The 10,635-nt window shown below is 72.6% G+C and carries 11 protein-coding genes; 3 read left to right on the top strand and 8 right to left on the bottom strand.

What is annotated here, in order from left to right; genetic code table 11:
- Positions 1 to 438, bottom strand: a 438-nt coding sequence (locus tag SSBG_RS24165; RefSeq protein ID WP_037870528.1) for an FHA domain-containing protein, incomplete at its 3' end; no start/stop codon positions are given.
- A gap of 329 nt (positions 439 to 767) precedes the next feature.
- Between SSBG_RS24165 and serB the strand changes: the two genes are divergently transcribed.
- Positions 768 to 1,991 carry a phosphoserine phosphatase SerB gene (serB, locus tag SSBG_RS24160; RefSeq protein ID WP_008748692.1) on the top strand — a complete coding sequence of 408 codons (1,224 nt, stop codon included), beginning with the start codon at positions 768 to 770 and terminating at the stop codon, positions 1,989 to 1,991.
- Between the two features lie 273 nt (positions 1,992 to 2,264).
- On the opposite strand, the gene SSBG_RS24155 is transcribed toward serB, so the two are convergent.
- The 5 genes from SSBG_RS24155 to SSBG_RS24140 form a co-directional block, all read right to left on the bottom strand.
- Positions 2,265 to 2,822, bottom strand: coding sequence for a SixA phosphatase family protein (locus tag SSBG_RS24155; RefSeq protein ID WP_037870527.1), 558 nt, complete (start codon positions 2,820 to 2,822; stop codon positions 2,265 to 2,267).
- Between the two features lie 84 nt (positions 2,823 to 2,906).
- Positions 2,907 to 3,122, bottom strand: coding sequence for a hypothetical protein (locus tag SSBG_RS24150; RefSeq protein ID WP_008748690.1), 216 nt, complete (start codon positions 3,120 to 3,122; stop codon positions 2,907 to 2,909).
- A gap of 222 nt (positions 3,123 to 3,344) precedes the next feature.
- Positions 3,345 to 4,598, bottom strand: coding sequence for an IS701 family transposase (locus SSBG_RS24145; RefSeq protein WP_037869003.1), 1,254 nt, complete (start codon positions 4,596 to 4,598; stop codon positions 3,345 to 3,347).
- Between the two features lie 250 nt (positions 4,599 to 4,848).
- Positions 4,849 to 4,962 carry an SGM_5486 family transporter-associated protein gene (locus SSBG_RS35475; protein WP_267880270.1) on the bottom strand — a complete coding sequence of 38 codons (114 nt, stop codon included), beginning with the start codon at positions 4,960 to 4,962 and terminating at the stop codon, positions 4,849 to 4,851.
- 81 nt (positions 4,963 to 5,043) lie between these two features.
- Positions 5,044 to 6,360, bottom strand: a complete 1,317-nt coding sequence (locus tag SSBG_RS24140) for a CynX/NimT family MFS transporter (protein WP_037870525.1) — start codon at positions 6,358 to 6,360, stop codon at positions 5,044 to 5,046.
- A gap of 125 nt (positions 6,361 to 6,485) precedes the next feature.
- Here SSBG_RS24140 and SSBG_RS24135 point away from each other — a divergent pair, with 125 nt between their 5' ends.
- Entirely contained in the window at positions 6,486 to 7,277 is a 792-nt protein-coding gene (locus SSBG_RS24135) for a FadR/GntR family transcriptional regulator (protein ID WP_008748688.1), read from the top strand.
- Positions 7,278 to 7,465: 188 nt separating this feature from the next.
- Here SSBG_RS24135 and fabI read toward each other — a convergent pair whose 3' ends face one another.
- Positions 7,466 to 8,236 carry an enoyl-ACP reductase FabI gene (gene fabI, locus SSBG_RS24130; RefSeq protein ID WP_008748687.1) on the bottom strand — a complete coding sequence of 257 codons (771 nt, stop codon included), beginning with the start codon at positions 8,234 to 8,236 and terminating at the stop codon, positions 7,466 to 7,468.
- A 4-nt stretch (positions 8,237 to 8,240) separates the two neighbouring features.
- Positions 8,241 to 8,945 (bottom strand): 3-oxoacyl-[acyl-carrier-protein] reductase, encoded by a 705-nt coding sequence (gene fabG / locus SSBG_RS24125; RefSeq protein ID WP_008748686.1) that lies wholly within the window; start codon positions 8,943 to 8,945, stop codon positions 8,241 to 8,243.
- A gap of 332 nt (positions 8,946 to 9,277) precedes the next feature.
- Between fabG and tyrS the strand changes: the two genes are divergently transcribed.
- On the top strand, positions 9,278 to 10,546 hold the full coding sequence (gene tyrS, locus SSBG_RS24120; RefSeq protein ID WP_008748685.1) for a tyrosine--tRNA ligase: 1,269 nt from the start codon (positions 9,278 to 9,280) through the stop codon (positions 10,544 to 10,546).
- Positions 10,547 to 10,635 lie beyond the last annotated feature (89 nt).

The raw sequence follows: 10,635 nt of genomic DNA, 5'->3' as shown, positions 1-10,635 counted from the left end.
CCGCTCCCCCGCGGGCCGCTCCCCCGCGGGCCGCAGGGGCGGCCACTGGGCGGGGTGCGGGGCCGGCGCGTGCTCGGCGGAGCCGTCCCGCGGCTGCGGCGCGGGGCGGTCCTGCGGCGCGTCGGCGGGCTGCTCGGCGGGGCGGGCGCTGAGGCGGGGGCCGTCGCTCGCGTTGCCGAGGTGGATCACGGTGCCGGGGGCGAGGACCGCGCGGGTGACTCGGCGGCCCTCGGCGAAGGTGCCGTTGGTGCTGCCGCCGTCCTCGATCGTCCAGCCGGAGGCCGTCCAGGCGAGGGTCGCGTGGCGCCAGGAGATCCTGGCGTCCTCGGCGACGATGTCCGCCTGTGGATCACGTCCCACCGTGTATGTCCTGGCCGGATCGAGCGTCCAGGTCCTGCCGTCGAGTTCCAGTACGTGTGCCGGTACCGCGAGCCCCATATGTCCGTGTCCCCCATGACCCCGTCGCGGGCTTGTCGCTGTCCGCGTCCGGGGAAGATCTGCTCGGCGTGCGGCAGCACTATCCCAGGCGGAGGCCCCGGGGTGGAAGCCGGAACGAGATTCCGTCCCGGTAACGGCGGCGCGAGGAGCGGCAGCGGGGAACGCCGGGCGGGTGCGGCGAGGCGCGGAACGCGGGAGAACGGAGGGGGGAGCGCGGGGGAACGGGGGACGGAGGGGAGGGGGCGGCGCGGAGAGGGAGGCGGGGGGCGGTGTCCGGCCTGCGGGACGGCGTTCTTCGGCGGGGCGGGGGCCGATACGGTAGGGGCACCATGAGCGCATCACTGTCTGCGGCGTCGGCGTCCGAGGACCTGCCGACTCTTCTCGTCAAGATCTTCGGCAAGGACCGCCCCGGCCTCACGGCCGGTCTCTTCGACACCCTCGCCGGTTTCGGCGTGGACGTCGTGGACATCGAACAGGTCGTCACGCGGGGCCGCATCGTGCTGTGCGCCCTCGTGAGCGAGCCTCCCGGGGCGCAGGGCGGCGAGCTGCGGGCCACGGTCCACGGCTGGGCGGAGTCCTGGGGGCTCGCGGCGGAGATCATCTCCGGTACGGGCGACAACCGGCCGCGCGGCACGGGGCGTTCGCACGTGACCGTGCTGGGCAACCCGCTGACCGCCGAGTCGACCGCCGCGATCGCCGCGCGTATCACGGAAGCGGGCGCGAACATCGACCGCGTCTTCCGGCTCGCCAAGTACCCCGTGACAGCGGTGGAGTTCGCGGTCTCCGGTGTGCCCGCCGACATCCTGCGCTCGGCGCTCGCGCCGCGCGCGGGAGAGTTCGGCGTGGACATCGCCGTGGTCGCCGCCGGGCTCCAGCGGCGCGCGCAGCGACTCGTCGTGATGGACGTCGACTCGACGCTCATCCAGGACGAGGTCATCGAGCTGTTCGCCGCGCACGCCGGCTGCGAGGCCGAGGTGGCGCGGGTCACCGAGTCGGCGATGCGCGGGGAGCTGGACTTCGCGCAGTCGCTGCACGCGAGGGTCGCGCTGCTCGCCGGGCTCGACGCCTCGGTGGTCGAGAAGGTACGGGCGGAGGTACGCCTCACGCCCGGCGCGCGCACCCTGATCCGGACGCTGAAACGGCTCGGCTACCAGGTGGGCGTGGTCTCGGGGGGCTTCACGCAGGTCACCGACGAGCTGAGGGAACGCCTCGGGCTCGACTTCGCCGCCGCCAACACGCTGGAGATAGTGGACGGCAGGCTCACCGGCCGGGTCACGGGCGAGATCGTGGACCGCGCGGGCAAGGCGCGGCTGCTGCGGCGGTTCGCCGAGCAGGCGGGGGTGCCGCTCGCGCAGACCGTCGCGATCGGCGACGGGGCCAACGACCTCGACATGCTCAACACGGCGGGACTCGGCGTCGCCTTCAACGCGAAGCCGGTGGTGCGGGAAGCGGCACACACCTCGGTGAACGTGCCCTTCCTCGACACCGTGCTCTACCTCCTCGGGATCACCCGGGAAGAGGTCGAGGCGGCGGACGGGGCGGTGGCGGACTGAGGGGCCCTCGGGGGGCGTGTCCGGCGCGGGGCCGGGAGCGAGGCGGGACCGGGCTCGGCGGAGGCCGGGTAGCCGAAGTCCCGTGACCGCGCCGGGTGACTGGGACAAGTGGCCTCTGCGGATCTCCTGCGGCGGACAACTTCCGGGACTGCTTCGTAACCGGGTTCCGCGACCCCGGTCGGCCGCGCACGAACGCGGGCGACCGGGGCCCCGTACGGACATCGCGGCCCGGCCCTCACCGCCCGGCCCGGGGCCCCGGTCCCCCGTGCGGGCTCAGCTCTCGTGCGGGGCCCAGTAGTCGGTGAGGGTGGCGACTCCCGGCTCCAGTGACTTCCAGGTCCCCGTGAACTCCAGGACCGAGAAGGCGGCGGTGGGGAAGTCACGGCCGCTGAGGCGGGCCGCGCGTTCGCCCTCGGTGCTGCCGGCGAGGATCTCGGTGAGGGCCTGGACCCCGGGGTTGTGGCCGATGAGGAGGACGGTGGCGGCCTCGTCGTCCACCTCGTTGAGGAGTTCGATCAGCGCGCCGGGGGCGGCCTCGTAGATCCGCTCCTCGTAGACCGTGCGCGGGCGCTCCGGGAGTTCGGGGACGGCGAGCTTCCACGTCTCGCGGGTGCGGCGGGCGGTGGAGCACAGCGCGAGATCGGCGGCGATACCCAGGTCCGCGAGTCTGCGGCCGACCGCTGGGGCGTCCTGACGGCCCCGCTCGGCGAGCGGTCGGTCGTGGTCGGAGCCCTCGGGCCAGTCGGCCTTCGCGTGACGCAGCAGGACGAGCTTACGGGTGGTGGCGGGAGCGGGGGCGGACATCCCCCCGGAGGAGACAGCGGCGCTCATACGGCTCAGCTTCGCATGAAAGGGGCGCTCCTGCGGAGGGAGTTGCGCACTCCCCCCGCAGGAGTGACAAGGGACCGTCGCCGCTCAGCCGAAGAGGCCGCCGAGGAGGGCGCCGAAGCGGTCGAGGAGACCGGCGAGGCCCGGGGCGGTGACCGCCGCGTGCGCCTGGGCGGGCTGCGCGACGAGGGCGAGCAGGACGAGGAAGGCGAGCGTGGGCAGGACGAGCGCCCACCACGGGAGCCGGGACTGCGCCGGGGCGGACGAGGTGGGCTCGCCCCTGCTGTGGACCTGCGTGCTCATACCGTCTCCCCCGGTCGCCGTGCGACGCCGGGACCCCGACGCCTCACCGACGACGCTACGGGCCGCGGGCGCCCGCGCCTATCGGGTTTACCCCCCACTCGACCCTGATATTTTCCGGCCCGAACCCTTAGTACTCCAGCAGCGGTTCGTGTCCTGAGCTGCGTTTTTGGTAGTGGCAGCGGCGGGCGGTGGCTTGGTGGTGTCTTCTCCAGGCTGACCACTTCAGTGCGTGGGTGACTGGGTCGGGGTGGGGTCGGGGGCGGGGAAGGAGAGTGTCCAGGAGGCGTCTGATTTCTGCCACGGTGAGCGGGGCGAGAGAGGTTCGTTTCCAAAGCCCCCTTTTTCGGGCTCGTCGGCGGCTTGGGCTGCGAGTGAGGTCAGGACGGCGTGGGCGAGCATGGCCAGGGTGATGTGCCGGTACCAGCCGACGTAGCGGCGGACCTCGTACTCGTCCAGGCCGCACTCGTTCTTCGCCGCCTGGAAGCATTCCTCGATCGCCCAGCGTGTGCCGGCCGCCCGCACCAGGTCGGCGACAGTGGTGCTCGTGGGCGCGTAGGCGAAGTAGTAGGCGGTCTCCTCGGGCCGTGCCACGCTGCGCCGGGCCAGCACCCATCGGTGGTGGGCTGACTCGTCGCCGTCGAAGAGGGCGATCGACGGCAGTCTCGCGCTCGCCCAGTCGTAGACCCTGGGGCCCTTGGCCCCGTTGCCGCAGGACAGCCGCTGCCAGGCATCCTGGGGCGCCTGGGCGATGAGCTCGTCGATCCGCCAGAACCCCGTCAAGCTCTTGACCTGCTGAGACTTCGGAACAGCGACGACGTAACCGACATCGAGTTCCTCCAGCAGGCGGCGGAACTTCCAGTCCTGCCCATAGGCCTCGTCCGCCGTCACCCACCGCGCCGGCAGACCGGCGGCCAGCGTCCGGGTAACCATCGCCCTCGCGAGTTCACCCTTGGTCGCGAACTCCCGCTCGTCGGGAACCTTCGCCGCCCGGCAGCGTTCCCGATCCCCTGTCCACGCCTTCGGGAGATACAGCTCCCGGTCGACCAGGGCACGTCCGCGAGACGTGGCGTAGGCGGCGAAGACCCCGACCTGACAATTGTCGATCTTGCCCGAGGTGCCGGTGTACTGCCTGCCCACACCCGCCGACGTGATCCCCTTCTTGATGAAACCGGTGTCATCGATGATCAGGACCCCGTCATCACCGAGCACCTCGGCCACATACTCGCGGACATCGTCCCGCACCGCGTCCGCATCCCAGACGCTGGAGTTCAGCAGCCGCTGGAACCCGTCAGGACTACGGTGCCCCGCCCACTCCGCGAGCTGCCAGCCGTTCTTACGCGCCACACGAGCCAGCAGACCCCGAACGTAATCCCGCATCCGCCACCGCAGATCCGCCCGAGCAAACCGACCCGCGACCCGAGCGAACACAGCCTCCAACTCCGCGGACCATACAGCTACTTCACCCAGCTCCCTCATACCAGGAGAACGACAAAGACCAGCTCAGGACACGAACCGCTGCTGGAGTATTAGGGGTTGCCCCCGAGGAGGGCCGGGGAGCGGTCGAACGGATTCCCTCGCGGGAGGCAGGAGGCAGGGGGCGGCGGGTGTGGTGGCCCCGCGCCTTCGCGCGCGCGGAGTACGGCCCGCGCGGGAAGAGTCGCCGGACGGGCACGCCGCGGCGGCCGGAGGCCGAGGGGGAACGGATTCTGGTCCGGTCCGGGCCGGGTCAGGCGAGGACGCTCGCGATGATGCCGATCACCACCGTGATGCCGATCATCGCGCCGAAGACCAGGAGGAGCTTCTTCTGGCCGCCTTGGGGATTGGGTTCGAGCACGGGCATGTGCGCAGTTTATGGGGCTTCTCCGGCCTCCTTCCGCCCGGGGCCCCGGGCAGGGCGCCCGCCCGGGCGGAAGGGGTGCGGTCAGGCCGTCCGGGCGAGGTGTTCGTCCTCGATCGTGCGGTTCCGGCCGGCCAGGGTGCCCACGATGATCTGCGGGACCATGAGGCAGGCCATGAAGAGGATCGGGACGCCCCAGCCGCCCGTCACGTCGTTGAGGACGCCGACGAGCAGCGGGCCCGGGATGGAGATGAGGTAGCCGACGCTCTGGGCGAAGGCGGAGAGCTTGACGACGCCGGGGCCGGTGCGGGCGCGCAGGCCGACCATCGTGAGCGCGAGCGGGAAGGCGCAGTTGCTGAGGCCGATGAGCAACGCCCAGATCCAGGCCCCGCCCGCGGGCGCGAGGGCCAGGCCGAGGTAGCCGCCGAGACCGCACAGGCCGAGGACGACGACGACCGGGCCCTGCTGCGGCAGCCGGGTGGCGACGCGCGGGATGACGAAGGCGAGCGGGATGCCGAGCGCCATGATCACCGCGAGGAGCAGGCCGGCGGTCCCCGCCGAGATGCCCGCGTCGCGGAAGATCTGCGGCATCCAGCCCATGGTGATGTAGGCGGCGGTGGCCTGGAGGCCGAAGAAGACGGCGAGGGACCAGGCGGTGCGGCTGCGGGCGACGTTGAGCGTGTCGCCCGGCCCGTCCCCGGCCGGGCCCGCCGCCGCGGCGCGCTCCGCCGCGCGGCCGTGGCGGCTGAGCGCGGCCCAGGGCAGTACGGCGAGGACACCGAGGACGGCCCAGATGCCGAGGCCGCCCTTCCAGCCGCCGCCGAGGGCGTCGTTGAGCGGCACCGTGACGGCGGCGGCGAGGGAGGTGCCGACCGCGAGGGCCATGGAGTAGAGCCCGGTCATGCTGCCGACCCGGTCGGGGAACCAGTTCTTGACGACGACCGGCATGAGCACGTTGCTCACCGCGATACCCGCGAGGGTGAGGACCGTCGCGGCGAGGAAGCCCGCCGTGCCGCCGGCGAACGGCCGGACGACGAGCCCGGCGGTGATGGCGATCATGCCGCCGCAGACGACCGTGCCCGCGCCGAAGCGCCGGGACAGGCGCGGGGCGAGGAAGCCGAAGAGCGCGAAGCAGAAGGGCGGGACGGAGGTGAGCAGCCCGGCGAGGGTCCCGTTCATGCCGAGCCCGTCGCGCACCTCCTCCAGGAGCGAACCGAGGCTCGTGATCGCGGGGCGCAGGTTGAGCGCGGCGAGGATGATCCCGAGCGGCATGAGTACGGCGAGGAGCCCCTTCACCGGGGCGGTGGGGGACGGTCCCCCGGAGGGTGCCCCGGCGGGGGGCGCGGGGGTGGGGGACGGTGCGGTCGCCGACCGCACGGGGGTGGTTTCCTCAGCTGCCATGCCCCCATCATAGAATCATGGGATGTTTACTTGTCCAGTCGCGTCCCGCCTCACGGCCTCTCCCATACTGGTGATCTCCCGCACGCCCCGCCCCCGCCCGTCGGCCCTCGATTCCTAGGACTCTCATGCCGCTGTCTTCCCCCCGCCGCTCGGCGCTCTCCGAGCAGGTCATCGCCGCGCTGCGGGCGCAGATCGCCTCGGGCGAGTGGCCGGTCGGTACGCGCATCCCGACCGAGCCGGAGCTGGTCGAGCAGCTCGGGGTGGCCCGCAACACGGTGCGCGAGGCGGTACGGGCGCTCGCGCACAACGGGCTGCTCGACATCCGGCAGGGCTCGGGCACGTACGTCGTCGCGACGAGCGAGCTGGCCGGGGTGATGCAGCGGCGCTTCGCCGCCGCCGATCCGCGCGACTTCGCCGAACTGCGCGTGGCGCTGGAGTCGACGGCTGCGCGGCTCGCCGCGCAGCGGCGCACGGACAAGGACCTGCGGCTCCTGGAGCAGGCGCTCGGGCGCCGCGAGAGCGCGTGGAAGGCGGGCGACGCGGAGAGCTTCGTCCTCGCGGACGCCACCTTCCACCTCGCGGTCGTCGCCGCCTCGCACAACACCGTGATCACGGAGGTGTACGCGGACCTCGGCGAGGTGCTGCGGGACTGGCTGCGCGAGGACATCGGCGAGATGAGCCCGCAGAACGACCTCGACCACCACGCGCTGCTGCGCGCCATCGTCGAGCGCGACCCGGAGACGGCGGCGAACGAGGCGGGCGGCATCCCGTACATGTGCCGCCCGGCGCTCCTCGGTGAGGGCGACCGCGCCGAGCGCGAGGCCCGGGCGGCGGCCCAGTCGGGACGTGCGGGACAGGCGGGACGTTCGGGACAGGCCGGGGAGGCGGCCCGGGCGCCCCAGGCGGAGCGGGGCTGAGGGGACGCACCCGCGCACCCCGGACCCGCGAGCCCGCACCCCGGACCCGCGATCCCGCGCGGCGCGCACCCGGCGGACGCGCGCACCCGGCGGACGCGCACGCCCGCCCCGGCACATACGAAGGGCGCCCCTCCCCCGTGCCGGGGTAAGGGCGCCCTTCGGTGCGGCGGGGGCGGTCCCGCGCGGGGTCAGGCCCCCATCATGTGGACGCCGCCGTCCACGTGGACGATCTCGCCCGTCGTGCGCGGGAAGAAGTCCGAGAGGAGCGCGACGACGCCGCGGCCGGCCGGCTCCGGGTCGGACATCTCCCAGCCGATCGGGGCGCGCGTGTTCCACACGTCGGACAGTTCCTCGAAGCCCGGGATGGACTTCGCGGCCATCGACTTGATGGGACCGGCGGAGATGAGGTTGCACCGCACGTTCTTCGCGCCGAGGTCGCGGGCGAGGTAGCGGTTGGTGGACTCCAGGGCGGCCTTCGCGACGCCCATCCAGTCGTACTTCGGCCAGGCGATCGTGGCGTCGAAGGTGAGGCCGACGACCGAGCCACCGCGCGGCATGAGCGGCAGGAGGGCCATCGTGAGGGCCTTGAGGGAGTACGCGGAGACGTGGACGGCCGTGGCGACGTCCTCCCACTCCGCCTCCAGGAAGTTGAAGACCGGCTGGGGGCCGAAGGCGATCGAGTGCACGATGCCGTCGAGGTGGCCGTCGTCGCCGAAGTGCTCCTGGATGCGGCCCGGGAGGGCGTCCAGGTGCTCCTTGTTGGTGACGTCCATCTCGATGACGGGCGCGGGCTTGGGCAGGCGCTTCGCGATGCGCTCGACGAGGCTCAGCCGGCCGAAGCCGGTGAGGACGACCTCGGCGCCCTCCTCCTGTGCGACCTTGGCCGCGTGGAAGGCGATCGAGCCCTCCGTGAGGACGCCCGTGACGAGTACGCGCTTGCCCGCGAGGATTCCGCTCATGTGATCAGTGACCCATGCCCAATCCGCCGTCAACCGGGATGACGGCTCCAGTGATGTACGAGGCGTCGTCGGAGGCGAGGAAGCGCACCGTCGCGGCGATCTCCCCGGGCTGCGCGTAGCGGCCGAGCGGCACCTGCGCGACGATCCCCGCGCGCTGCTCCTCGCTGAGCACCTTGGTCATGTCGGTGTCGACGAAACCGGGTGCCACGACGTTGAAGGTGATGTTGCGCGAGCCCAGCTCCCGGGCGAGCGAGCGCGCGAAGCCGACGAGCCCCGCCTTGGAGGCGGCGTAGTTGGCCTGTCCGGCGGAGCCGAGGAGCCCTACGACGGAGGAGATCAGGACGACGCGGCCCTTGCGGGCCCGCAGCATCGCGCGGTTGGCGCGCTTGACGACGCGGAAGGCGCCCGTGAGGTTGGTGTCCACGACCGAGCTGAAGTCGTCCTCGGACATGCGCATCAGCAGCTGGTCCTTGGTGACGCCGGCGTTGCACACCAGCACCTCCACGGGGCCCTGCTTCTCCTCGACCTCCTTGAAGGCCAGGTCGACCTGCTCGGCGTCGGTGATGTCGCACTTCACGCCGAGGAAGCCGGCGGGCGGCTCCCCGGAACGGTAGGTGACGGCGACCTGGTCACCGGCGTCCGCGAATGCCTGGGCGATGGCGAGGCCGATGCCCCGGTTGCCTCCGGTGACGAGAACCGAGCGGCTCAACGGATCACCCTTTCGACGGTGGTCGGTAGCGGACAAGACGGATACGGGCCGCCACCGCCGCGCGGCGGTGGCCCCGGGACCGTCTCGTCCCGCACTTGTCCTGCTCGAAACTATCGGTAGCGGGGCGCACCAGCCGAATCGGCCCCCCACAGCACGTGCGGCGCCGATTGGTGGGGTTCCCACAGTTCGTGGCGGCGGGAGGCGCGGGCCGGGCGCGCACCGGGCGGGAAATCCGGTGCCGGGACGTGTGCGGGTCCCCCATACACTGGTCTGACCATCCCGCGCGCGGCCCTCACCGTCCGCGCGCGACCGAAGCCGAGGAGTGCACGACCGTGACGGACATCGTCGACGACCTCAAGTGGCGCGGGCTGTTCGCCCAGTCCACCGACGAGGAAGCCCTGCGCAAGGCGCTCGCGAACGGTCCGGTCACCTTCTATTGCGGTTTCGACCCGACGGCCGCCTCGCTCCACGTCGGGCACCTCGTGCAGGTCCTCACGGTGCGCCGCCTCCAGCAGGCCGGGCACCGCCCGCTCGCCCTCGTGGGCGGGGCCACGGGGCAGATCGGCGACCCGCGCCCGACCGCCGAGCGCACGCTCAACGACCCCGCGACGATCGCCCAGTGGGTGGACCGGCTGCGCGCGCAGATCGAGCCGTTCCTCGACTTCGAGGGGCCGAGCGCGGCGCGCATGGTCAACAACCTCGACTGGACGTCCGGGCTGAGCGCCATCGCCTTCCTGCGCGATGTCGGCAAGCACTTCCGCGTCAACAAGATGCTGACCAAGGAGTCCGTGGCGCGCCGTCTGGAGTCCGAACAGGGCATCTCGTACACGGAGTTCAGCTACCAGCTGCTCCAGGCGATGGACTTCCTGGAGCTGTACAGGCGGCACGGCTGCGTGCTCCAGCAGGGCGGCAGCGACCAGTGGGGGAACCTCACGGCGGGCGTGGACCTCATCCACCGCGTGGAGCCCGATGCCGTGGTGCACGCGCTCGCCACGCCGCTCATGACGAAGGCGGACGGCACCAAGTTCGGCAAGACCGAGGGCGGGGCCGTGTGGCTCGACCCGTCGATGACGACGCCGTACGCCTTCTACCAGTTCTGGCTCAACGTGGACGACCGCGACATCAGCCGGTACACGCGCATCCTCAGCTTCCGCTCGCGCGCCGAGCTGGAGAAGCTGGAGGCCGTCACGGCCGAGCGGCCGCAGGCGCGGGCCGCGCAGCGGGCGCTGGCCGAGGAGCTGACGACGCTCGTGCACGGCGAGGCGCAGACCCGGGCCGTCGTCGCGGCCTCGCGGGCGCTCTTCGGGCAGGGCGAGCTGGCCGGGCTGGACGGGGCGACGCTCGCGGCGGCGCTGGGCGAGCTGCCCCGGGCGGTCGTGGCCGAGCCCGTGAGCGTCGTGGACCTGCTGGTCGAGACGGGCCTGGTCGCGAGCAAGTCCGCCGCGCGCCGCACCATCAAGGAGGGCGGCGCCTACGTGAACAACGTGAAGGTCGCGGGCGAGGACGCCGTGCCCGCGGCGGACGAACTGCTGCACGGCCGCTGGCTCGTGCTGCGCCGGGGCAAGAAGAACCTGGCGGCGGTGGAGATCACCGGAGCCTGAGGATCACGGGCCCGGGGCCTTCCCCGCGGTGCGGGGTCCGGGGCCTGCCCGGCTGGTACGGCGACGGGGCCGCTCGCGCACACGGCGCG

This window comes from Streptomyces sp. SPB074 (assembly GCF_000154905.1).
In the GTDB taxonomy this organism is placed as follows: domain Bacteria; phylum Actinomycetota; class Actinomycetes; order Streptomycetales; family Streptomycetaceae; genus Streptomyces.
Note: the sequence above shows the minus strand (reverse complement) of the source record. Positions and strands in the feature narration are given on the sequence as shown.

Bases quoted from the DNA above. Each gene is read 5' to 3' on its own strand.
- serB (WP_008748692.1), top strand. From the start codon at position 768: ATGAGCGCATCACTGTCTGCGGCGTCGGCGTCCGAGGACCTGCCGACT.
- SSBG_RS24155 (WP_037870527.1), bottom strand. From the start codon at position 2,822: ATGAGCGCCGCTGTCTCCTCCGGGGGGATGTCCGCCCCCGCTCCCGCC.
- SSBG_RS24150 (WP_008748690.1), bottom strand. From the start codon at position 3,122: ATGAGCACGCAGGTCCACAGCAGGGGCGAGCCCACCTCGTCCGCCCCG.
- SSBG_RS24145 (WP_037869003.1), bottom strand. From the start codon at position 4,598: ATGAGGGAGCTGGGTGAAGTAGCTGTATGGTCCGCGGAGTTGGAGGCT.
- SSBG_RS35475 (WP_267880270.1), bottom strand. From the start codon at position 4,962: ATGCCCGTGCTCGAACCCAATCCCCAAGGCGGCCAGAAGAAGCTCCTC.
- SSBG_RS24140 (WP_037870525.1), bottom strand. From the start codon at position 6,360: ATGGCAGCTGAGGAAACCACCCCCGTGCGGTCGGCGACCGCACCGTCC.
- SSBG_RS24135 (WP_008748688.1), top strand. From the start codon at position 6,486: ATGCCGCTGTCTTCCCCCCGCCGCTCGGCGCTCTCCGAGCAGGTCATC.
- fabI (WP_008748687.1), bottom strand. From the start codon at position 8,236: ATGAGCGGAATCCTCGCGGGCAAGCGCGTACTCGTCACGGGCGTCCTC.